This window comes from Actinacidiphila yeochonensis CN732, from assembly GCF_000745345.1.
GTDB lineage: Bacteria > Actinomycetota > Actinomycetes > Streptomycetales > Streptomycetaceae > Actinacidiphila > Actinacidiphila yeochonensis.
On sequence record NZ_JQNR01000005.1, the window covers coordinates 74932 to 97227 of the forward strand.

The 22296-nt window shown below is 74.8% G+C and carries 17 protein-coding genes and 1 pseudogene; 3 read left to right on the forward strand and 15 right to left on the reverse strand.

Annotated features, from left to right (window positions below):
- Positions 1-275: 275 nt before the first annotated feature.
- The gene (locus BS72_RS12515; RefSeq protein WP_037910379.1) at positions 276-1598 is read left to right on the forward strand and encodes an SAM-dependent methyltransferase; all 1323 of its coding nucleotides are present in this window, start codon (positions 276-278) and stop codon (positions 1596-1598) included.
- A 944-nt stretch (positions 1599-2542) separates the two neighbouring features.
- Here the strand turns inward: BS72_RS12515 and BS72_RS12520 are convergent.
- Positions 2543-3412 carry a bifunctional DNA primase/polymerase gene (locus BS72_RS12520; RefSeq protein ID WP_037910382.1) on the reverse strand — a complete coding sequence of 290 codons (870 nt, stop codon included), beginning with the start codon at positions 3410-3412 and terminating at the stop codon, positions 2543-2545.
- Positions 3413-4424: 1012 nt separating this feature from the next.
- Positions 4425-4658: a DUF4287 domain-containing protein gene (locus BS72_RS12525; protein WP_037910384.1), complete on the reverse strand. Its 234-nt coding sequence runs from the start codon at positions 4656-4658 to the stop codon at positions 4425-4427.
- 121 nt (positions 4659-4779) lie between these two features.
- On the opposite strand from BS72_RS12525, the gene BS72_RS12530 reads away from it, so the two are divergent.
- Positions 4780-5106, forward strand: a complete 327-nt coding sequence (locus tag BS72_RS12530; RefSeq protein ID WP_037910386.1) for a hypothetical protein — start codon at positions 4780-4782, stop codon at positions 5104-5106.
- 635 nt (positions 5107-5741) lie between these two features.
- Here the strand turns inward: BS72_RS12530 and BS72_RS12535 are convergent.
- The 9 genes and pseudogenes from BS72_RS12535 to BS72_RS12580 form a co-directional block, all read right to left on the reverse strand.
- The gene (locus BS72_RS12535; protein WP_037910388.1) at positions 5742-6572 is read right to left on the reverse strand and encodes a hypothetical protein; all 831 of its coding nucleotides are present in this window, start codon (positions 6570-6572) and stop codon (positions 5742-5744) included.
- A gap of 434 nt (positions 6573-7006) precedes the next feature.
- Positions 7007-8227: an acetyl-CoA C-acetyltransferase gene (locus BS72_RS12540; RefSeq protein ID WP_037910390.1), complete on the reverse strand. Its 1221-nt coding sequence runs from the start codon at positions 8225-8227 to the stop codon at positions 7007-7009.
- Positions 8228-9001: 774 nt separating this feature from the next.
- The gene (locus BS72_RS12545; protein WP_322942216.1) at positions 9002-9973 is read right to left on the reverse strand and encodes a Ppx/GppA phosphatase family protein; all 972 of its coding nucleotides are present in this window, start codon (positions 9971-9973) and stop codon (positions 9002-9004) included.
- Positions 9974-10113: 140 nt separating this feature from the next.
- Positions 10114-10632, reverse strand: a pseudogene (locus BS72_RS12550) (DUF501 domain-containing protein); the annotation flags it as partial.
- 214 nt (positions 10633-10846) lie between these two features.
- Positions 10847-11344 (reverse strand): FtsB family cell division protein, encoded by a 498-nt coding sequence (locus tag BS72_RS12555; RefSeq protein ID WP_037910393.1) that lies wholly within the window; start codon positions 11342-11344, stop codon positions 10847-10849.
- Between the two features lie 604 nt (positions 11345-11948).
- On the reverse strand, positions 11949-13229 hold the full coding sequence (gene eno / locus BS72_RS12565) for a phosphopyruvate hydratase (RefSeq protein WP_037910398.1): 1281 nt from the start codon (positions 13227-13229) through the stop codon (positions 11949-11951).
- Positions 13230-13699: 470 nt separating this feature from the next.
- Positions 13700-14416: a LysM peptidoglycan-binding domain-containing protein gene (locus tag BS72_RS12570; protein WP_037910399.1), complete on the reverse strand. Its 717-nt coding sequence runs from the start codon at positions 14414-14416 to the stop codon at positions 13700-13702.
- A gap of 504 nt (positions 14417-14920) precedes the next feature.
- Entirely contained in the window at positions 14921-16000 is a 1080-nt protein-coding gene (locus BS72_RS12575) for a LysM peptidoglycan-binding domain-containing protein (protein ID WP_198545880.1), read from the reverse strand.
- A gap of 272 nt (positions 16001-16272) precedes the next feature.
- A complete protein-coding gene (locus BS72_RS12580) occupies positions 16273-17508 on the reverse strand; it encodes a cytochrome P450 family protein (protein ID WP_037910403.1) in 1236 nt (411 codons plus the stop codon).
- Between the two features lie 298 nt (positions 17509-17806).
- Here BS72_RS12580 and BS72_RS12585 point away from each other — a divergent pair, with 298 nt between their 5' ends.
- Positions 17807-18472 carry a Uma2 family endonuclease gene (locus BS72_RS12585; protein ID WP_051951051.1) on the forward strand — a complete coding sequence of 222 codons (666 nt, stop codon included), beginning with the start codon at positions 17807-17809 and terminating at the stop codon, positions 18470-18472.
- A 7-nt stretch (positions 18473-18479) separates the two neighbouring features.
- On the opposite strand, the gene BS72_RS12590 is transcribed toward BS72_RS12585, so the two are convergent.
- From BS72_RS12590 to BS72_RS12605, 4 genes are all read right to left on the reverse strand, one after another.
- Positions 18480-19181: an endonuclease V gene (locus tag BS72_RS12590; RefSeq protein WP_037910405.1), complete on the reverse strand. Its 702-nt coding sequence runs from the start codon at positions 19179-19181 to the stop codon at positions 18480-18482.
- Positions 19182-19185: 4 nt separating this feature from the next.
- Positions 19186-20367: a MazG family protein gene (locus BS72_RS12595; RefSeq protein WP_063836058.1), complete on the reverse strand. Its 1182-nt coding sequence runs from the start codon at positions 20365-20367 to the stop codon at positions 19186-19188.
- A 34-nt stretch (positions 20368-20401) separates the two neighbouring features.
- Entirely contained in the window at positions 20402-21079 is a 678-nt protein-coding gene (locus BS72_RS12600) for a SurA N-terminal domain-containing protein (RefSeq protein ID WP_037910408.1), read from the reverse strand.
- 276 nt (positions 21080-21355) lie between these two features.
- Positions 21356-22090 carry an HNH endonuclease family protein gene (locus BS72_RS12605; RefSeq protein ID WP_107498929.1) on the reverse strand — a complete coding sequence of 245 codons (735 nt, stop codon included), beginning with the start codon at positions 22088-22090 and terminating at the stop codon, positions 21356-21358.
- Positions 22091-22296: the final 206 nt, after the last annotated feature.

Below are 22296 nucleotides of genomic sequence, written 5' to 3' on the forward strand. Positions count from 1 at the left end.
AAGGGCGCCCGCCATCCGTGGTGCGGGCGCCCTTCGGCGTTCCCGTCGCCGGCCGCGGCCGGCCGCCCCATGCCGGCCGCCGCCTCCACCCCCGCGCACCGCCGTCCACCCCGCGCACCGCCGTCCGCTCCCGTCCCGTGCCGTCCACCCGTCCGTCGCTGTCCCATGCCTTCCGTTTGCCGTCCGCTCCTGGCAGCCCCCAACTGCGTGTATCCGCAACGTATATTTACGCGCCAGCGGCTCCGGGGAGGGGTTCCGGACGTACGCTCAAGGGCATGGCTGACGCGGCACAACGCACCATCGACCTCGCCGAACAGGCCCTCGCCACACCGTTCCCATTGCGCGTGCGCGCCTGGGACGGCAGCGAGGCCGGTCCGTCCGGCGCTCCCGTACTCGTCTTGCGCCGGCGCAGGGCCCTGCGCCGGCTGCTGTGGCGGCCCGGCGAACTGGGCCTCGCGCGGGCCTGGGTGGCGGGGGACCTGGACGTGGAGGGCGACCTCTACACCGCCCTGGACTCGCTCGCCGGGCTGCTGTGGGAGCGGGATCCCGGGGAGAGTCCGGGCGGTCTCGCCGCCGGCGCCCGCCGTACCGCGGCCCTGCTGCGCGATCCGGACACCTACCGGCTGCTGCGCGACGCCGCACGGCTGGCCGGCCCGGGGCTCCCGCCGGCCGCACCGGTGGAGGAGGCCCGCCGGCGCGGCGGGACGGCGCACACCAGGGGCCGCGACCGGGCCGCGATCTCCCACCACTACGACGTGGGCAACGCCTTCTACGAGATGGTGCTCGGCCCGTCGATGGTCTACTCGTGCGCCGTCTGGGAGAAGCCGGACACCACCCTGGAGGAGGCGCAGGCCGCCAAACTCGACCTGGTCTGCCGCAAGCTGGGGCTCTCGGCGGGACAGCGGCTGCTCGACGTGGGCTGCGGCTGGGGCTCCATGGTGCTGCACGCGGCCGAGCACTACGGGGTGCGCGCGACCGGTGTCACCCTCTCCACCGAGCAGGCCGCGTACGCGCGCAAGCGGGTGGCGGACGCCGGCCTCACCGAGCGGATCGAGATCCGGGTGCAGGACTACCGCGACGTCACCGACGGCCCCTACGACGCCATCTCGTCCATCGGCATGGCCGAGCACGTCGGCAGCGAGCGCTACCTGGAGTACGCCGGCGACCTGTACGCGCTGCTGCGGCCCGGCGGCCGGCTGCTGAACCACCAGATCGCCCGGCGCCCGCTGGCCGACGAGGACGCCTACACCATCGACGAGTTCATCGACCGGTACGTCTTCCCCGACGGCGAGCTCTCCCCGATCGGTACCACGGTGGCCCGGCTGGAGGAGGCCGGGTTCGAGGTGCGCGACGTGGAGGCGCTGCGGGAGCACTACGGCCGCACCCTGCGCGCCTGGGTGGCCAACCTGGAAGCCCGGTGGCCGGACGCGGTGGCGGCCACCAGCCCGGGTCGCGCCCGGGTGTGGCGCCTCTACATGGCCGCCTCGGCGCTGGCCTTCGAGCGCAACCGGATCGGCGTCAACCAGGTGCTGGCGGTGCGCACGGAGCCGGGCGGCGCGGCCGGGCTGCCGCCCACCCGCACCACGTGGTTGTCCTGACCGGACCGCCGCCGCTGTCTCCGGGCCGCCGGGCGGACCCCGAAAGGGTGTCCCCGGGCGGCCCGCGGGGCGGTCGCGGAGAACGCTGTCATTCCCCTTGCCCGGAAAGCCCGCCGCTCGCGGTCGCGGGGTCCTGGGCCGGAATACCGCGGCGGACACCGGGCGGGCACCGGACGGGCACCGGGCGAAAATGACGCCTCTTCAGTAACCCTTAAAATAAGACAAGATGACTAGTTCGCCGTCCTGTTGACGACCCCCAACACGGTTACGCTTTTCACTGCGCCCCGCCGCCCCGGATGGTGGAACGCAGACACGGCGAGCTTAAACCTCGCTGCCCCTCGGGGGCGTGCCGGTTCAAGTCCGGCTCCGGGGACTTCGCCCCCCGAGGGGCCTGAACCGCGAAGACGACTCGGCTGACGGGGCGGACGTGCCGCCCCATCAGCGACGCCGGGACGGAGTGCCTCCCTCCTACCGTCCCGGCCGCCCCCTCCCCCGCCAGGGGCCGCCCCCTCTCTGGAGCCGCCCGCACCGCGCGGAAAGTCCCAGGTCAGGCGTCAGAGCGGGGCTCGGGACCCCGAGCCGGGCACGGCCGCGCCCGCCGGGAACCGGCGCGGCCGCCCCCAGCGCCGCACGGGACCCCGCCGCCCGTCCTTCCACCACGCGCGAGCCCCGCCCGGCCGCTTCCCCGCCGCGTGTGCGCCCTTCCGGGGCCGATCCGACAGGCCGTGCCGCGCCCCGCGCCGCCCTCCCGAACCGCCCGCCACCCCGCACCACCACCCCAGCGGCCTCGTGCACGTGCATGTGCACACTCGGGCGGTACGACCTCGGAGGCCGCCGGAGCGCATGGAGCCCGCGCGCCAACGGCCCCGCGCGCCGGGGCGGACGGGCCATGAGCCAGAGGAGCGCATCGGCGGAGGCGCGTCAGGAGGAGTGCTCCGGGCGCGTCAGGAGGAGCGCTCCGCGGAGGCGTGGAGCCGACCCGCCGAGGCGACCGTGGCGGCGGCCTCGCGTTCACTCAGGCCGGCGTGGACGGCCGCCGTGACCAGAGCCGGCGCGAGGGCTTCGCCGAACCCCGCGTCGTACGCACGGCAGGCGGCCCAGAAGAGCCGGCCGTTGCGCTCCCCCTCCCGGGAGTCCAGCACGAAGCGCACCAGCGCCGCCGCCCGCTTCTCGGCCGGATGGCGGGGCTCGGCCCGGGGCGGGCGGTGCGGTGGCGGCGGGGCCGCCAGCCGAAGGAGTTCGGGTGGGGCCGGGGCGAGCACCTCGGCGGGGGCGCCGGGCGCGAGGGAGTAACGGCCCGCGACGGTACGGGAACCGGGCCCGACGACGTAACCGCCACCGCCGCGCACGTCTATCCCCGGGGCCAGCCGCCCCACGGAGTTGGACACCGGAGCGGGGGCGGTGAGCCACAGGTGGCGGCCGCCGCTGGGGGTCAGCACGGTCACCGTCGGCGGGAGGGCGAAGCCGTGCACTCCGGCGAGGGCCGCCAGCGCGGCCACCCCGTCGGCCCCGTGCTTCACGTCGAGGTCGAGGCCGAGCAGGAACAGCGGGCCGACCCCGCAGGCCACGCCGTACCCCGTCGCCCAGGGGGCCACGGCGAACAGGGCGCGCACCCGGGCCGGGTCCGTGCTCGCGTCGTACACGCCGTGACCCGGCCGTCCGCACGCCCCGCGGCACTCGGTCGGGCGCGGCTCGTCGCGGTGCGGGGAGCGGACCGCGGGCAGCTTGGTACGCGACAGCGGGAAGACGGGCAGCCCGCGCGCGGCGGTGACCAGCGCGGCGTGCAGGGCGCGGGTGTGGTCGGGGCGTGGCATCGCCTGCTCCCTGCTTGTCGAACGTGTGTTCGTCTGCACGGTTCAGTGATACTCCGCCGCGACCCCCGCGTCCACCGCGAATCACCGAAACCCGTGGGCGCGGCCTGCGCGATCCAGCCGATCAGGGCGCTGACCTGCGACGGACGAAGTTATCCACAGGCCAGGAACGCGGTGTGTGCCGGTGGCGCTACGGTCAGTCGTGTCGGTGCGGGCGATGCGCGGGGCGCGCGTGCGGTGGACGAACGGGATGCCCACGGGCGGGCGGGTCCCGGGGGGCCGTGCGCGGGCCGAGCTGTCGCCGGCGCGGGTCGGGCGGACGGACAGGCGGTCCGGAGGGACGGCGGGACGGACGGTCCGGTGGACGGGCGGTCCGGAGGGACGGCGGGACGGACGGTCCGGTGGACGGGCGGTCCGGAGGGACGGGCGGTCCGGTGGGCGAGGCGAGGCACCGGACGAGGCGGAATAGGCGAGGAGAGAGAACGGAGAGCGCCGTGGACGGCATCAAGGAGAAGACGGAACGCGTGCGCCGTACCGCACGCATCCGTGCGGCAGGTGGGCCGGGAAGCGGCCGGCCCGCCGTTAGCGGACGATCGCCCGGCCGGCAGGGGCCTCGCTCCCGGCGGTACGGCGCGGTCGGCCGGCGGCCGCGCGCCGGATGAACACCGTCCCGCGCGCGGGCGAGGCCGGGAGAGGACATGCCGTGAACGAGACGCGCGATGAGCGGGGAAGCCGCACGGGCCCTCTCGGGCGCGGGCACCCCACGGGTGGGAGTGGAAGGCGCTCCGCGGTCGCGGGACCCGACCGCCGCGGGTGCCGGGCGGCCGGCCGGGAGCATGTGCCCCGGCAACCAGGGCCCGAGGCCGGCCGGGAGATACGGGCGGCACCCACGAGGGTGCCGGGCAGGGGCGCTGCGCCCGGCCGGATCAGGTGCTGGGTTCCGGCGTCGTGGTCGGCCGGCCGGTGTGGCGCCGCCGCGGCTGAACCCGCCGCGGCGACGCGGCCGGCGGGGCGGTCAGAGGAGGTTGCGGGCGGCGCGCCGCAGGTCGTACTCGTGCACGAGGGCCTTGGCGTGTCCGTAGGAGAGGTCGTGCTCGCTGCGGAGCCAGCTGACCTTCTCGTCGAACCGGAGGAAGGAGGGCCCTTCGGCGAGGTCGTGCAGCCAGTCGTCGATCTGGCGGCCTGTGCGGTGGGGGATGCGGTCGAGCAGGTTCCGGTGGGTCTCGTCGGAGTGGTGCGGTTGGTACATCGGCGCCTCCGAAGTGCGGTCCGGTCATCCCACCGTGCCCGAGCGTTGGCCTGTTGGCAACCATGCCGCTGTGTCGGATATGGGTGCGAGGTGTGAAGCGGGCGCGGGTAGGGTCTCGGTCATGGCCGAAAGCACCGCGCTCACCGACGCCGTGGACCGCCTCGCCGGACGGCTCCGTTCACTGCCTCAGCGACGGCTGTCCGCCGGCGCCGCCGCACAGGGTCGGGAGCTGGCCGACTGGCTGGCCCGGCGGGCGCAGGAGTTGGAGTCTCCCGGGGCGGTGCCCCACGAGATGCCGGACGACGGGCCGTTCACCGTGGGCGACCAACTGGCCGTCGCCGGGCACGACTTGGCCGCCGCACTCGACGCGGTGGGCTCCGCGGCCGCGGCGGACACGGTCGGCGAGGCGCTCGACCGGGTGAGCCGGACGGCCCGCGCGATCGGCTGACCGGGACAGCACCCGGCTGAGCGGGGTCGGCCGACAGGGCCGGTTGGACAGTTGGACGGGATCGGCGCCCGCGCGGCGCCGGTTCGCGGCACCGCAGCCGCCGGGCGAGGTGCTGCCCGGCGGGAAGCGGGTGGATCGGGTACGGCGGTTCCGGCCGCGGTCCCGATCGAAGGCGAGCCCGTCGGCCCCGACTCCCCCAGGGCAACGAGCCAGGGAGTGAACTTCCGGCCTCCGCCCGGCCGGGAGGGCGCGGCAGGGTCGGGGGCCTCCGGTCCGGACCCGCGCTCGGGTCCCGGCGGGCCCGAGCAGGTCAAGTCCGGCGGCGGAAGGACGAGATCGGGCGGAGCGGGACCAACTCCGGCGGGACAGGCGCCGTTCGGCACTGAGGGGCGTGCCCCGGGAGCCGGTCCCAGCCCGGGCCTCGAAGCCTCCGGCTGCTCCGACTGCTCCGACCGTGCTGACCGGCCGACCGCGTTGACTGCACTGACTGGCGGACCGCGCTAGTTGTTCCGACCGCGGGCTTTCTCCGACCGCGGGCGGCTGTTCCGACCGCGGGCTTTCTCCGACCGCGGGCGGCTGTTCCGACCGCGGGCGCGGGCAGCCCAGGCACCGCCCCGCGCGGCAGCCGGTACCGGCTACAGGGAGGCGACGACGCGGTCGGCGAGGACGTAGACGCTCTCGTCGCCGTAGGCGAAGGTCAGCGCGTAGGCGCCGGATATGGCCGACCCGCCCCGCAGGAAGGGCGTCTCGCCCCGGTCGAGCGCCTGGGTGAGCTTGCGCGCGGTCTCGCGGTGACCGGGTGTCATGCACAGCGTCGTACCGTCGGCGAACACGTAGACGTCCAAGGTGCCGAGCGGGCCCGGACGGACGTCGCTGAGGGGAATGCGGGCATCGGCGAGGTCGGAGAGCCGGTCCGCCGTCTGGTCCGGGGAGGCGACCACCGGAGCGGGGGCGAAGTCAGGGCCGGAAGGGTGCGGGATGGCGCCGGGCACGGGCAGCGTCACCTCGAACGCCTCCGGGTCGGCCGCCGCGCCCGCGGCCTCGACGCCCGGTTCGAGACCGGCGAAGTCCGCCTGGCGGGGCAGGTAGGGCAGCACGGGCGGCACCTCGTAGTCGCCGAACGCGCCGGCCGCGCCCGTGCCGCCGTACAGGCCGCGCGGCAGGCCGTCGCCCTCCTCGCGGGCCTCCTGCTCGGCCCAGAAGGCGCGGGCCTCGGCGAGCTCGCGCTCCCGCTCGTCGGCGAGCGCCTCGGCGACGGCACTGCGGATGTCGGCCACCGCGGCGCGGGGGCCGGGCAGCCCGGCGGTGTCCTCCCGGCCCGCGGCCAGGTCCCCGCCGAGCCCGGCGACCTCTCGCCGCAGGGCGGACAGCTCCTGGCGGGTGGCGCGGACGGTGAAGAGGGCGGCGGTACCCGAAGCCGCGGCCAGGCCCGCGGCGACCAGCAGGACGGTGAAGTTGGCACTCACTGACGTACTCCCGACGGATGCGACCGAGCATTGCCCACCAGAGTGGCGGGCGAAACCATCCCCTCACATCACTTTGCAGGTAAACCCTTGGCCTTCGCAGTGCGGAAGGTCATGGGTGATCCGCCCACCCACCCTTCCCGTCGCCGCACCCGCTTCCCGACAACCCGTCGTGACCTGGGCAAACAAGGGCACCCGCGGGGAAATCGCCGCCCAGCGGCGCCGTCGTTGCGATGTGCGTCACACTCCGTTCACCGCGGAGTCGCACCACCACACCGGGTGACGAACACCCGCGCGGCGGCCGCCCCCGGCGCGCGGGGGCCACCGGGTCCGGCAGGGCGCCGGTGCGCCCGAGCACGCCGACCGCGTGGAACCACCCGGACATCACGCGGCATGTACGGAATGTTCCGAATATGCGGAATCACGCGGAAGGGCCGCTACGAGAGCCGTTCGAGGACCATGGCCATGCCCTGGCCGCCGCCCACGCACATCGTCTCCAGTCCGAACTGCTTGTCGTGGAACTGGAGGCTGTTGATCAGCGTGCCGGTGATCCGGGCTCCGGTCATGCCGAAGGGGTGGCCGACGGCGATGGCGCCGCCGTTGACGTTCAGCCGGTCGAGGTCGACGCCGAGGTCGCGGTAGGAGGGGATGACCTGCGCGGCGAACGCCTCGTTGATCTCCACCAGGTCGATGTCCCCGACGGACATCCCGGCCCGGCGCAGCGCCTGCCTTGACGCCTCGACCGGGCCGTAGCCCATGATCTCCGGGGAGAGCGCGGAGACTCCGGTGGACACCACCCGGGCGAGCGGGGTGATGCCCAGCTCCCGCGCCTTGGTGTCGGCCATGACGACCAGGGCGGCGGCGCCGTCGTTGAGCGGGCAGCAGTTGCCGGCGGTCACGGTGCCGTCGGGCCGGAAGACCGGCTTCAGCCCCGAGACCCCCTCCATGGTGACGCCCGGCCGAGGCCCGTCGTCCTTGCTGACGACCGTGCCGTCGGGGAGCGTGACCGGGGTGATCTCGCGGGCCCAGAAGCCTCCCGCGAGCGCCCGCTCGGCGAGGTTCTGCGACCGGACGCCGAACTCGTCCTGCTCCTGGCGGGTGATCCCCTTCAGGGCGGCGAGGTTCTCCGCGGTCTGCCCCATGGCGATGTAGGCGTCGGGCACCAGCCCGTCCTCCCGCGGGTCGTGCCAGGTGCCGCCGCCCTCGGCGGCGCGCAGCTCGGTGCGGGCCCGCGCCTCGTCGAAGACGGGGTTCATCGTGTCGGGCAGGGTGTCGGAGTTGCCCTTGGTGAAGCGGGAGACCATCTCCACGCCGGCCGAGACGAAGACGTCGCCCTCGCCGGCCCGGATCGCGTGCAGCGCCATCCGTGTGGTCTGCAGCGAGGACGAGCAGTAGCGGGTGACCGTACAGCCCGGCAGGTGGTCCATGCCCATCCGCACGGCGACGATCCGGGCCAGGTTGAAGCCCTGCTCGCCGCCGGGCAGGCCGCAGCCGAGCATCAGGTCGTCGATCTCGCGCGGGTCGAGCTGCGGCACCTTGTCCAGGGCGGTACGGATCACCGTGGCGGCCAGGTCGTCGGGGCGCAGGTCCTTCAGCGAGCCCTTGAACGCGCGCCCGATGGGCGAACGGGCGGTGGAGACGATGACGGCTTCGGGCATCGCGACACTCCTCGTCGAGGCGGCGGACGGGCGGACGGCGGGCCGCGGACGGCGGGGGCGACACGGGACGCGTGCCGTACCCGGCTCCAGGAGCCCGGCGAACCCTTGGAAGTTACCCGCTGGTTTCACCGCGCGTCACCCGCCACACCCTGTGACGCGGGCTACTTTCCGAGCGCTTGCTTACCCAATTCCCGGCTGCGCACGCCCACCCGGACACGTGAACCGGGCCCGCGCGCCCGGGTACCTGTACACGCGGGGTACGTACATCCCTATGGGCGGCAGACCGCGGTGCGCAGGTCCAGGGATACCGCACCCGCCCGGCCGATCACATCGACCTCGCCCGACGGGAACGCCGGCGGTGACCACCTTTCGCTTACCGGCCACGGCCTATCGGCAGCCGCGCGCGATGGACCGGCCCGCCGTCCTACGCGTCCCGTACCGACCACCCTGACGACCGCCCCGGCCCCTGCCCCAGCGGGGAGGTGGCCGCGCTGACGGCTCTCGGGGACGGTCCGAGCCGCGAGGACGCCGACGTCAGGAACCCGCCGGCCCCTCGGGCCGCTACCGGCTCCGGGTCGGCAACCATCCCGTCGCTTGCCAGGTCGAAAGCGGCGAGCTCGTCCCCGTCATCCTCGTCGTCGAGAGCCGGCGAGAGTCGGCGATCGGCGCGACGGCTGCCGCGGCATCTGAAACGCGGGCGGCCCGGACACGATGTGCCCGGGCCGCCCGCTCACCCAGCGGATCAGCGGATCAGCGGATCAGCGGATCAGCAGGTCACTCGGAGGCGAGTGCCGCAGAGAGAGCGATGCCGTCGAGGATGTCGTGCTCGCTGACGACGACCTCCGCCGCCCCGGTCCGTTCCATGATCCGCAGCAGGATCAGCGCGCCCGCCACGATCACGTCCACCCGGCCCTCGTGCATCGACGGGATCGCGGCCCGCTCCGCGTGGTCGGCCGCCACCAGACGGGCGGTGATCGAGCGGACCTGCTCCAGGGAGATCCGGGAGTGGTGGATCGCGGCGGAGTCGTAGCGGGGCAGGTCCTGGGCGATAGCCGCCACCGTGGTGACCGTGCCGGCCAGCCCCACGAGGGTGCGGGCCTGGTCCAGCCCGACGTGGGCGGCGGCCTGGTCGAGGGCCGCGTCGATGTCCCGGTTGATCGCCGCGATCCGCTCGGCGGTGGGCGGGTCGACGACCTTTCCGTCGGCCACCAGGTGGCGTTCGGTCAGCCGCACGCAGCCGATGTCCACCGAGCGGGCGGCGGCCACCTCGGTGGAGCCGAGCACGAACTCGGTGGAGCCGCCGCCGATGTCCACCACCAGGTAGGGCGCGTGCAGGCCGTGCGCGTCGGTGAGTTCGCTGGTTGCCCCGGTGAACGACAGCCGCGCCTCCTCGTCCCCGCTGACGACCTGCGGCTCCACCCCGAGGATGTCCAGGACGCCCCGGGTGAACTCGTCCCGGTTCACGGCGTCGCGGGTGGCCGAGGTGGCGGTGAAGACGATCCGCTCGGGCGGAACACCGTGGGCCCGGATCGCCTCGGCGTACTCGCGGCAGGCGGCGAAGGTGCGCTCCAGCGCCTCGGGGGCGAGCCGCCCGGTGCGGTCCACCCCCTGGCCCAGCCGCACGATGAGCATCCGTCGGTCGAGGTCGGCCAGCAGCCCGGTCACCGGATCGGGTTCGGCGATCAGGAGCCGGATGGAGTTGGTCCCGCAGTCGATGGCCGCGACCGGCCCGGTCAGCTCGCTCACGCGTCCTCCCCCTGGTCCCTGCCGGCGTCCGTACCCGCCTCGGCGCCCGTGTCCCTGACGACGTTGTCCGTTTCCGTGCCGGTACCGGTACCGGTGCCGGTGCCGATACCGGTGTCGGAGTCCGTGTCCCTGCCCGTGTCCGGGAGGGGGTCGGCGGCTGCGGCCACGCAGGGGCCCTTGGCCCACCAGTCGGGCAGCATCGCGAGCGTCTCGTCGCCGAGCGGGTTCACGCCCGGCCCCGCGGCCAGCGCGTGGGCGGCGAGCACGTGCAGGCACTTGACCCGGTCGGGCATCCCGCCGGCGCTGGGGAACCCCTCCAGCACGCCGATCGCGTCGCGCCGGGCCAGGTAGTCCTCGTGGGCGGCGCGGTAGCCCGCGGCGAGCTCCGAGTCCTCGGCGAGCCGGGCGGTCATCTGCTTCATCACGCCGTCCGCCTCCAGGGTGCCGATCGCGGAGGCCGCGCGCGGGCAGGTGAGGTAGTAGAGCGTGGGGAAGGGCGTGCCGTCCTCCAGCCGGGGCGAGGTCTCGACGACGTCGGGGTTGCCGCAGGCGCAGCGGTGGGCGACCGCCCGCAGGCCGCGCGGCGGGCGGCCCAGCTGGGCGCGGACCGCGGCGACGTCGGCCTCGGTGAGCGGGGTGTGTTCCGGGGAGGTGTCCATGAGCCGTTCTTGCGTCGGGTACGTCTGGTGCTTCGGGCGCTTCGGGTACTTCGGGTACTTCGGGTACGTCTGGTGCTTCGGGTACTGAGGGGTGTGCGGGAGGTACGCGGCAGACGGGGCGGGCGCGGACCGGGCGGCGCGGGCCGGGCGGACGCGCACGGCGACGTGCCCCCAGGCCGGCCTGCGCCGACCCGCGCCCGCCCGCGACGGCCCGTCAGTGGTGCGGTTCCGCCGCCGTGTCGGCGTGGTCCACACCGTCCCACAGGTTGGCGTACCAGGGCCGGTTGGCCGCCGCCTTGTCCGCGGCACCGTTCTCGGCCGCCGGGTCGAGGCTGCCGGAGGCCGCGGTGCCGACCAGGGTGAACCCGGTCTCGCCGGGCCGCACGTAGTGCAGGTAGGTACGGGCCTGGGCCTCCACGTAGGCGGGGTCCTGCCAGCGGGCCTTCTCCTCGCGCAGCTGCTTCACCCGCTGCTCGGCCTGCTCGGCCTGGCGGCGCTGGTCGGCGATGGCGGAGCGCTGCGCGATGTACTGCCGGGTCGGGTAGGCCAGGACGACGACGAGCGAGCACAGCACCAGCGCGAGCAGCGCGGCCCGCCCGGTCAGCCGGTTGCGGCGCATCGGCCGCCGGGCCGCGGCCCGGTAGACCCGCGCCTGCGCCTCCTGCCCGATGGCCTTCAGCCGGGCCGCGGTGGAGAAGCGATCCGACCCCACGCGCCTGCTCCCCTCGCCGTGCCGGCGCACCGCCGTGGCCCGCCGCCGTCAACTCGTGGCCGTACCGTACGCCGTACGTACGCCGTACCGTACGCCTCTGCCGCCCGGCCGGCGGGTGTCCGGCCGCGCCGGAACCCGGACGCGGGGCAGGGCAGCCCCGGCGCCGGAACGTCCCCGCCCACGGTACGGGACCGCGGGCGCGGAGGGCCGCAGCGCGCGCGACGCCGCCCGGGTCGGCCTGGACGGGTGTCCGGACGCGGCCCTGGCGGCGTACGAGCGGGTGGCCCCCGAGGCCCGCGAAGACCCCCAGGGCCGGCGGCGAGACCGGGCCACCGGAAGGCCCCGGCTCGCGGGGAGGCCGCTCCGTGAGGAGGCCGCTCCGTGAGGAGGCCGCTCCGTGAGGAGGCCGCTCCGTGAGGAGGCCGCTCCACGAGCGGGTCCCCGTGCCTGGAGCCAGGCGGTCAGGCGTCAGCCCGCGAAGGGCCGGGCCCTGGAGCCTCGGCTCCTCAGGCGCCGGCCCTCGAAGGGTCAGCCGTCACGTGTCGGCCCGGGACGGGCCCGGCCTGCGACGCGCCCAGCTCTGACACGTCAACCGCGCGGTGGGTCAGCCCTTGAAGCGCGGGAAGGCGCTGCGACCGGCGTAGACAGCGGCGTCGTCGAGGATCTCCTCGATGCGCAGCAGCTGGTTGTACTTCGCGACGCGCTCGGAGCGGGCCGGGGCGCCGGTCTTGATCTGGCCGCAGTTGGTGGCGACGGCCAGGTCGGCGATGGTGACGTCCTCGGTCTCGCCGGAGCGGTGCGACATCATGCACTTGTAGCCGTTGCGCTGCGCCAGCTCGACGGCGTCCAGCGTCTCGGTGAGCGAGCCGATCTGGTTCACCTTGACCAGCAGCGCGTTGGCGGTGGCGTTGTCGATGCCCTTCTGCAGCCGCTCCGGGTTGGTGACGAACAGGTCGTCGCCGACCAGCTGGACCTTCGTGCCGAGCTTGTCGGTGATGGTCTTCCAGCCGTCCCAGTCGTCCTCGTACAGCGGGTCCTCGATGGAGACCAGCGGGTACGCCTCGACCAGCTCGGCGTAGTAGTCGGTCATCTGCTCGGCGGTACGGCTCTCGCCCTCGAACTGGTAGAGGCCGTCCTTGTAGAACTCGGACGCGGCCACGTCCAGGGCCAGCGCCACGTCCTGGCCGGGGGTGTAGCCGGCCTGCTTGATGGCCTCGATGATGAGGTCGAGCGCCTCGCGGTTGGAGCCGAGGTTCGGCGCGAAACCGCCCTCGTCGCCCAGGCCGGTGGACAGGCCGCGGGACTTCAGCACCGCCTTGAGGGTGTGGTAGACCTCCGCGCCCCAGCGCACCGCCTCGGAGAAGGACTCGGCGCCGATCGGAGCGATCATGAACTCCTGGATGTCGACGTTGGAGTCCGCGTGCGAGCCGCCGTTGAGGATGTTCATCATCGGCACCGGCAGCACGTGCGCGTTCGGGCCGCCGATGTAGCGGAAGAGCGGCAGGTCGGAGGCCTCGGAGGCGGCGTGCGCCACGGCCAGCGAGACGCCGAGGATGGCGTTGGCGCCGAGCGAGGACTTGTCCGAGGTGGCGTCCAGGTCGAACATCGCCTGGTCGATCAGGCGCTGCTCGGTCGCGTCGTAGCCGACCAGCTCCGGGCCGATCTGCTCGATGACGGCCAGGACGGCCTTCTCCACGCCCTTGCCCTGGTAGCGGTTCTTGTCGCCGTCACGGAGTTCGAGGGCTTCGAAGGCGCCGGTGGAGGCGCCGGACGGAACGGCCGCACGCCCGGTGCTGCCGTCGTCGAGGCCGACCTCGACCTCGACGGTGGGGTTGCCTCGCGAGTCGAGGATTTCCCGGGCTACGACGACGTCGATCGACGGCACGTTGTCTCCTTCAGGTCCATCAGAGATGGCATCTCGGTCTTCATCCTTGTATCAGGATGAGCCTAACCGGCATCGGTGTCAGGGTCGGGCGGCGGCCCGGCCCCTGAGACGGATTGCGCCGCACGGCGGTGCGGGTCCGCCCGCCCGGAGCAGGCCGCGCGGCGGTTTCCGGGCCCGGCGGGACACTTCCCGGCCCGGCGGGGCGGTTTCCCGGCCCAGCGGAGCCGTGTCCCCGGCCCCCGCGGAGCCGTTTCCCGGCCCCGCCGGTGCGGGTGGACCCCGCCTGCGGCCGGTCCCGCAAGACACGCCGGCCGGGCGCGCGAGGACACGCGCGCCCGGCCGGGGGGTGGGGGTGTTCGGGGCGATGCCCCGTGGTGGCGGCCCCGGCCGCTGGTCAGGCGGAGGGGGACGCCTTCCGGCGCCGTGCCGCGGGCCCGGAGGGGTGGGTCCGCGGCACGGGCCGGGCGGGGTCAGCTCAGGCGCAGGTGCTGACCCGGGTAGATCAGGTCGGCCTTCTTCACGATGTCGTGGTTGAGCTGGAAGAGCTTCTTCCAACCGCCGGCCACGTGGTGCTTGGCGGCGATGCTGGAGAGCGTGTCGCCGTGCTTGACGGTGTACTTGCCGTGGCCCCAGCGGATCGCGGTGCTGTTGTGCGCCGGGGTGGCGGCGGTCTTCGCCGAGGACGACGACGCGGCGGAGGTCGTGGAGGAGGACGAGGACGTGGTCGTGGACGACGTCGAGGCCGAGGAGGACGTCGAGGCCGACGACGCGGTGGAGGCCGTGGAGGAGGAGGTGCCGGACGGGTTGATGTCCGGGGCGGGGCCGCCCGCGGTCAGGCCGCCGGCGGCGGCGCAGGACCAGGCGCTGGGGCCCTGCAGGGCGAGCAGCTTCTCGGCGATCGCGATCTGCTGGTCCTTGGTGGCGAGGTCGGCGCGCTGCGCGTACTGCAGGCCGCCGGCCGCCTCCCAGCTGGACTGCGAGAACTGCAGGCCGCCGTAGTAGCCGTTGCCGGTGTTGATGTGCCAGTTGCCGCCCGACTCGCACTGGGCGACCGCGTCCCAGGTGGCGACGGACGCGGCGGAGGCGGAGGTCGAGGCGATCAGCGGAACCGCGATCGCGGTGCCGGCGACACCGGCCAGCGTGGCGATGCGGACAAACCTCTTCGAGACACGACTGTGCTTACCCATGAGTTTCAAGCCCTCACCGACGCCTGCGAGGTCAGCTGTCGGGTTCGGACGTGAGATGCCCGGCCGGGCCGCGTCGGCGGCGTTCGGCTTCACCCCGAGCCGGACCTGGGGGCCGTACGGTGCGCGGCGTTCGCTGTCCTGCGCTGCGCGGTGTACTGCCGGTCCGGCGGAAAGACCTTGGGTCCCCCGCTCCTGCCTACGGCGCTTTCGCGTCGACTGTTCCCGTGAGGCGGCGGCAGGACTCGGCGTTCCGCTCCGACGGGGCCCGCTGTGGCGAGCGCTAAGACGTTAAGCACACCGGCTGGGGTTGTTCAAACATGCCCCTTTCGGGCACCGACCACGGGCGCCGGTTCGACGGCCGGACATCGGCGCAGGTCGGAAGGGGGCCTCTGAGCGCTCCGCGCCCGGACGGTCACAGGGGACCCGGAGATGCTTGTCACATCGGCGGCGACGGCCGGGAGTTGATACGTCCGGTTTGTCTCCGAGCCGTCGCGCGCCGCCCGTTCAGCCCAGGCTGATGATCTGTCCGGGTTTGATGAGGTTCGGGTCGTCGCCGACCAACTGGCGGTTGGCGGCGTAGAGCTGGCGCCAGCCGCCGTCGACGTGACGGGCGGACGCGATCCCGGAGAGCGAGTCGCCGGCCCCCACGGTATAGGTGTCAACGCCCTCTTGTGTGCCGATATCAGACGAACTGGACGCGGAGCCCGAAGAGTCCGAGGTGCCGGAAGAGCCGGATACGCCGCTCTTGTCCACAGTAGACGTATTGGTCGGATTGACCGGATTGACCGTCGCGTCCGATCCGGTGGTCGAGAAGACCTCGGTCCGGGTCTCCTGGTCCTGAGCGGCGAGCTCCTCCCGCGTCGGGTCGTACGGCTTGCCGTGGCGGCCGGAGCCGGTGGACGGCGTACCGGGCCGGGCGCCGGGGCTGCCGGAGCCGGACGGCGAGGGGGTGGCCTGCGAGGTACCCGTGACGGGTGCGCCGTCGATCTGGCCGGGCGGGACGACGGGGGCCGGCGTGTCGGTCGCGGTCGCCCCGGGCGCGGTGGGGGCCGCCGACGGGGTACCTCCGCCGGTCGAGGTGCCGCTGGCGGCCGAGGTGCCGCCGTCGGCCGGGGTGCCGCTGCCGGTCGCGGTGGCCGTCGGGCTCGGGGAGGCCGTCGGCGAGGAGGTCGGCGCGGGGGTCCCGCTGGGCTGGATGCCGGTCGGGCCCGAGGGGTCGGGTACCGGGGTGGCGTCGGTGTCGATGCTCGGGGTGCGGTGGTCCACGATCAGTCCGGTCGCCACCTCGCACCCGGGCCAGGCGCCCGCCCCGAGGTCGGCGAGGACCTTCTGGGCGACGGCTATCTGCTGGTCCTTGGTGGCCAGGTCGGGCCGCTCGGCGTAGGCGCCGCCGCCGTACTGGTTCCAGGTGTCCTGGGTCATCGCCAGGCCGCCGAAGAAGCCGTCTCCGGTGTTCGCGCCCCACTGGGCGCCGGTCTCGCAGACGGCCACCCGGTCCCAGGTTCCGACCGACGCGGCCTGCGCGGAGCCGGAGGCTATGAGGGGGAGTGCGATGCCGACACCTGTCGCGGCGGCGGTCGCCACGGTCACCACGGCCGCGGGGGCCTGCCGTGGGCGTCGGTGCCGTCCGGTACCGGACGAGAGCATGCGGTCGCCTTTCGTTCTGGCCGTACGCGCCCGCCGGACCCGCCGGCGCGGCCCGGGTACTCCTCGACCGGGCCGCCGCCCCGGTTGCGGCGCGGCGCGTCCCGCGAGCGTGTGTGCCTCGCGTTGACCGCAGAACGTAGCGGGGTTGACGGGCGTGTCACAAGTCGGTGTAGCACGGATCACGTGGTGATCACGCCCCTGACGTGCCGTCACCGTCCTTTGCCGGGAACGGGGGTGAACTCCACCGGCAGGCTCCGCAGGCCGCGCATGATCAGGCCGCCGCGCCAGCGCAGTTCGGCCGGCTCGACGGCCGGCCGCAGGTCCGGCAGCCGGGTCAGCAGGGCGGCGATGGCGGTGCGCGCCTCCAGCCGCGCCAGCGGCGCGCCCAGGCAGTAGTGGATGCCGTGTCCGTACCCCAGATGCGGGTTGTCCGCGCGGGAGAGGTCGAGGGTGTCGGGGGCGGCGAACCGGGCCGGGTCGCGGTCGGCCGCCGCGAGCACCACCAGCACCGGGTCGCCGGCCGCCACGGGCTGTCCGCCCAGGGTCAGCGCGCGGGTGGCGTACCGCCAGGTGGCCAGCTCCACCGGCCCGTCGTAGCGCAGCAGTTCCTCCACTCCGGTCTCCAGCAGCGCCGTCTCCCCCCGGGCCAGCGACTCCTGCAGCCGGGCCCGCTCGGCCGGGTGGCGCAGCAGCGTGTGCATGCCGTTGCCGATCAGGTTCACGGTCGTCTCGAACCCGGCGAAGAGCAGGATGAACGCCATCGCCGCCGCCTCGTTCTCCGTCAGGTGCTCGCCGTGGTCGCTCGCCCGGATCAGCGCGGAGATCAGGTCGTCGCCGAGGTCGCCGCGCTTGCGGTGGATCAGCTCCACCAGGTAGGCGCGGATGCGCTTGACGGCACGGGCGACGCCGCCGCGCGGGCCGCCCTGGTGGCGGATCATCATCCCGGCCCAGTCCCGGAAGTCGTCCTGGTCCTCGGCGGGTACCCCGAGCAGGTCGCAGATGGCGTGGATGGGCAGGGGGAAGGCGATGTCGTGGATCAGGTCGGCGCGCCCCTCGGCGGCGAAGCCGTCCACGAAGCGGTCCGTCAGCTCCCGCACGCGCGGCTCGAAGCGGGCCACCGTGCGCGGGGTGAACGCCTTGGACACCAGTCGGCGCAGCCGCGTGTGGTCCGGCGGGTCGATGTTGAGCAGATGCGTCATCAGGTCGGCGCCCCGCTCGCCGGGGATGCCGGTGCGCCCGCGCGCGCCCGGCTCACCCGCGTGGTGCACCGGGTTCTTGCTCAGCCGCTGGTCGGCCAGCGCCTCGCGGGCGTCGGCGTACCGGGTCACCAGCCAGGCCTCGACGCCGCTGGGCAGCCGGGTCCAGCGCACCGGCGCGTGCTCGCGCAGCCAGGCGTAGGCGGGGTAGGGGTCGGTGGCGAACTCCCAGGAGAACAGCTCCGGCATCCCGCCGGGCCCCCGTCCCGCACGCGGGCCGGCTCCCCGGGCCCTCCCGCCGCCCCGCCGCCGCCCGCCGGGCAGCCGCCGCCCCGCCGCCCGTACCGCCGCTCTCCCCGCTGCCCGCGCTCTGCCTCACCCGACGACCGTATCCGCCGCGCCCGCTCGCCCCGCACCCCCTCACCCGGGCCGCCCGGCTCACCCCCGCGTCGCCGCCCCCGGTCCGCCCGGCCGCCCTTCACCCGTTCGATGGACCTGCTCGGACTTTCGCCCGAGCGCGGCTCTGGCGGCGGGGACAATCCGGACCATGGAAGCGCCGAGGATCAGCACGGCCGGGAGCGGGCACCCAGCGGGCCACACGTGGCCGAAACCGCCGCCCGGTGGGTGGACGGCGCCGGACCTGGACCACCTTCCGGGCCTCCCGGCGCACACCGAGATGCTCGACGGAGGGCTCTTCTTCTCCGGCCCGCAGACGTACGCCCACATGGCGGTGCTGCGGCTGCTGGAGCACGCGCTGGTGGGGCACGCCCCGTCGGAACTCCGCGTCGTCCGGGAGCGGGCCGTCACCCTCGGGCCGCGCGACCGCCCGGAGCCGGACCTCATGGTCGTCTCCCCCGACGCCCGTACCGGCACCCGGCAGACGACGTACGCGCCGGGGGACGTGCTGCTCGCGGTGGAGGTGGTGTCGGCGGAGTCCGAGCACCGCGACCGCGCCATCAAGCCGCGGAAGTACGCGAGGGCCGGCATCCGGCACTTCTGGCGGGTGGAGGACGACGCCGGCTCCCCCGTCGTCTACGTCCACGAACTCGACCCCGGCACCGGGTCCTACGCCGTCGCGGGCGTCCACCACGGCGAGCTGAGGGTGAGCGTGCCCTTCCCCGTGGCCGTCGACCTCGCGGAAGCGGGCCGCCGCGCCCCCGGCGCCCAGCGGGGTGCCGTCGAGGGGCGGGCGGAAGGGCGGGCCGGCGCGTGACCGGGGGTCAGGCCCCGGCGGCGGCCAGGACGGTGCGGCTGAGCCGGTCGGCCTCGCGGGTGGTCTCGGGGAGGCGGAAGCGCGGCGCGAGGGCGAGGACGTGCGCGCAGGCCGTGTCGAGGTCCACGAGGTGGCCGGTGGAGACGTAGACGGGCTTGACACCGTCCTGCGTGCGCAGGGCGCGGCCCACGGTCTCGCCGCCGTCGACGAGGTCGGCGTGGCTGCCGCGGCCCGGGCCCAGGGCGTCGGGGTCGTACGAACCGATGAACGGCGTCTTGGCCACGCCCGCCGTGGGCAGCCCGGTGAGCACGCCCAGGTGGCAGGCGAGGCCGAAGCGGCGCGGGTGGGCCAGCCCGTGGCCGTCGCACAGCAGCAGGTCGGGGACGGCCTCCAGCCGGCGCAGCGCCTCCACCAGCACCGGCAGCTCGCGGAAGGCGAACAGCCCCGGTACGTAGGGGAAGCCGGTGGCCGCGGTGGCGGTGGTCCGCTCCACCACGCGCAGCTCCGCGGTGTCCACGACGACAACGGCGGCCGCCACCCGGTCGCCCGTGCCCCGGCCGTCGCCGGCGTAGGCGACGTCGAGCCCGGCGACCAGGCGCGGGGCGGCCGGCCCGGGACCGCGGTGGTCGGCCAGCGGGCGCAGCCGGTCCTGGAGTGCCAGGGCCTCGCCCTCGTCCCGCGGCCAGGCGTGGGGTACGTCGACGCGCACGGGGTCAGCCGTCCCGCCCGTCGCGGTCCGGGCCGTCGCGGTCCGGGCCGTCCTCCGGAGCGGCGTCCGCGTCGGCGGTCCCGGCGGTGCTGGCAGTGCTGGCGGTCCTGGCCGCAGCCTCGGCCGCGCGCAGGGCGGCGCGGTAGCGGCGGGCGGCGTCGCGCAGGGCGCGCTCCGGATCGAGGCCGGCCGACTGGGCGGCGGCGGCCTCGGCGAGCAGGTGGTCGCCGAGAGCGTCCTCGCCGGCGAGACCGGACACGGCGGCCGGAGCGGCCGGTTCCGTCGAAGCGGCCGGTTCCGTCGAAGCGGCCGGTTCCGTCGAAGCGGCCGGGGCGGCGGGCAGGGGCAGGCCGGCGGTGCGGGCGCGGCCGGCCAGCTTCGCGGCGAGTGCGAGCGCCGGGAGAGCGGCCGGCACCCCGTCGGTGACGGAGTCGCGCGCCTTCTCCTCGGCCTTCAGCCGCAGCCAGTTCTCCTGGACCTGCTCGGGGGTCTCGGCCACCTCGTCGCCGTAGACGTGCGGGTGGCGGTGGACGAGCTTGGCGACGAGCCCGGCGGCGACGTCGTCGATGCCGTACGGCGCCTCCGGGTCGTCCTCGGCGACGACGGCGTGGAAGAGGACCTGGAAGAGCACGTCGCCCAACTCCTCCCGGACCTCGGCGCGGTCGCCCGCCTCGATCGCCTCCAGCAGCTCGTACACCTCCTCGACGGCGTACGGGGCGAGGTCCTCGTGGGTGCGCCGGCTGCTCCACGGGCAGGCGTCGCGGATGGTCCGCATCACCTCGACGGCGTCGAGCAGGTGCGCCCCCGGCACGTCGTAGGAGCCGGGCAGCAGCTCCAGGTCGGGCATGGCGACCCGGCCGGAGCCACCGAGCCGGGACAGCTCGTCGGTGACGGCGCGGTCGGCGCCGCCGTCCGGCGGGAGGTAGACGACCGTGCGGCCGCCGGCGGTGGCGTCCACCAGCTCCTGCCCGGTGGGGTCGGCCGCCTCCACCGTGACGCCGGCCTCGGCGAGGTACGGCAGCTGCGGGTGGCCGGGGTCGGGGCACAGCACCCGGTCGGCCTCCCGCAGCACCTGCCAGGCCGCGAAGGACAGCAGGCCGGGAGCCACCCGGTGGCTCGTGGTGAGCAGCACCAGGCGTCCGGGGGCTGCCGCGTGCGCGTCGTGCGCGTCGTCCTCGTGGTTCACCCCTCGAACGTACCCCGACCGGGTGGCGCGCCGGTCAGGCGATCCCGGTGGCGGCCGCGCCGCTGCCGTCGCCCGCCGCGGCGACCTGCGTCTTGGTGACCAGCCACGGCTGCTTGTCCGGGCCGACGGAGGCGGTCTTCGCGTTCCAGGTGCCGTAGCGGGGGTTGATCCGCACGTGCAGGCCGCCCGCGGTCTTGTCCAGGGCCTTGTCGACGGCGGCCTCGGCACCGTCACTGCCGGGCTGGTAGCCCAGGGCGGTGGCGAGCTTGGCGAAGACGACCTGGTCGCGCAGGACGGTGTCCAGCCGGCCGGGCGCGATGCCCTGGCCCAGCATCTGCTGCTCGAACTGCTGCCGGCCGCCGAACTGCTGGTAGACCGCGTTCCGCTCCTGGTCCACCTCGCCGGCGGTGACGGTCACGCCGGCGTCGGCCGCGGCCCTGGCGAACACCTCGTCCTGCACCAGGCTGCTGAGCACGTGGGAGGGCAGCTGCGAGGTGCTGTCCATCGCCTGCGCCACCTGCGGGTCGGACTTCGCCGCCGACCGCAGGTCGCCCACCTGCGTCTGGAGGGTGGAGATGGTGATGCGGTGGTCGCCCACGACGGCCGCCGCCCCGGAGCGCTCCGGCCCCGAGCCGCACGCGGTCAGTGCGGGGGACGCCAGCAGCAGCGCGGCTGCGGCGATCGAGACGGCGGCGGTGCGACGGCGGACCATGGTGCCTCCCGGCGGGGAAAACTAGCCTCGCGTGCTGACGGTGGACGAGCCGTCACGAGGATATTGACCCCGACCCGCGGAGATCCAGCACTCGGCACGTGCCGAATCCTCCCGGGTGACGCCCGAAGGGTGCCGCGCGGCCCGGCGGGCGGTGCCCGGGCCGGCTCCGCGCCCCTGCTGGGGCCGACCGCTCAGGCCCGGTATCCGACGCCGGGCCTGGTGCCGGGCCGGCGGGCCGGTTCTCGTCCGCCGGCCGGACTCCGCCGGCGGCCGGCGTCACCCGCCGCACTGCCCGAGCATCGCCTGCTTGTCGGCCGCCGTCACCGGGAGGTCGTACTTCAGCGACACCTGGGCGACGCGCACCGCGTAGGAGCAGCGGATCTGCTTGTTGGGGGGCAGCCAGGTCGCGGGGCCCGAGTCGCTCTTGGACTCGTTCATCGAGCCGTCGACCGGGATCAGGTTGAGCGGGTCGTTGGCGATGTCCTCCCGCTTGCCCTTCGTCCAGTGCGCGGCACCCAGCTGCCAGTCGTAGGAGAGCGGCATCACGTGGTCGATCTGGACGGTGGTGGCGTGGGTCTTGCTCCAGTCGATCGTCTTGCCGGTGTAGGGGTCGTGGAGCGTCATGGTGGACACGACGCAGTTCGAGCCGCTGCGGTAGTGGACGTCCAGCCCGTCCCGTTTGAGCAGGTCGTTCCGCGTGTCGCAGCCGTTGTGCGCGAACGGGATGTCGCCCGGTGCCGAGTCCATCCACGCGTAGCCGAACTCGTCGCGGGTGTAGCCGGTCTTCGGGCCGCGTCCCTTCGTGGCCACCTTCTGGATCAGCGACCGGGCCCTGGCCTGGTCCGCGGACGAGGTGATCGCCGCGAGCCCGGCCTTCGTCCCGTCGGGATCGTCCAGCGGGCTCACGGCGTGGCCGTCGGGCGCGGCTTGGACGGCCGACTCGGAGGGCGCGCCGCTGACGCGCACGTGGACGTCCTTGCACCCGGTCAGCAGGAGCGAGGCACCGAGCATCGCGGTGGTCGCGAGGACGAGCGGCCGGGGCACCGGGCCGCGGCGGCCGCGGCCGGCGCCGGCCGCCTCCTTCCGGCGGTACCGGACGCGCGGACGTCCGGTCGTGGCCGCGTCGGTCCCGGCGGTCCCGGCGGGCGCCGCGGGCGCCGCGAGTGCCGCGAGTGCCGCCGGACGCGCGGGGGTTGTCGGTGTCAGCCTGTCCATCA

Excerpts from the sequence above, each read along its gene's own strand:
- BS72_RS12540 (WP_037910390.1), bottom strand. The coding sequence starts at position 8,227 with ATGCCCGAAGCCGTCATCGTCTCCACCGCCCGTTCGCCCATCGGGCGC.
- BS72_RS12580 (WP_037910403.1), bottom strand. The coding sequence starts at position 17,508 with ATGCCGGAGCTGTTCTCCTGGGAGTTCGCCACCGACCCCTACCCCGCC.
- BS72_RS12515 (WP_037910379.1), top strand. The coding sequence starts at position 276 with ATGGCTGACGCGGCACAACGCACCATCGACCTCGCCGAACAGGCCCTC.
- BS72_RS12570 (WP_037910399.1), bottom strand. The coding sequence starts at position 14,416 with ATGGGTAAGCACAGTCGTGTCTCGAAGAGGTTTGTCCGCATCGCCACG.
- BS72_RS12525 (WP_037910384.1), bottom strand. The coding sequence starts at position 4,658 with ATGTACCAACCGCACCACTCCGACGAGACCCACCGGAACCTGCTCGAC.
- BS72_RS12530 (WP_037910386.1), top strand. The coding sequence starts at position 4,780 with ATGGCCGAAAGCACCGCGCTCACCGACGCCGTGGACCGCCTCGCCGGA.
- BS72_RS12585 (WP_051951051.1), top strand. The coding sequence starts at position 17,807 with ATGGAAGCGCCGAGGATCAGCACGGCCGGGAGCGGGCACCCAGCGGGC.
- BS72_RS12520 (WP_037910382.1), bottom strand. The coding sequence starts at position 3,412 with ATGCCACGCCCCGACCACACCCGCGCCCTGCACGCCGCGCTGGTCACC.
- BS72_RS12600 (WP_037910408.1), bottom strand. The coding sequence starts at position 21,079 with ATGGTCCGCCGTCGCACCGCCGCCGTCTCGATCGCCGCAGCCGCGCTG.
- BS72_RS12605 (WP_107498929.1), bottom strand. The coding sequence starts at position 22,090 with ATGCTCGGTGCCTCGCTCCTGCTGACCGGGTGCAAGGACGTCCACGTG.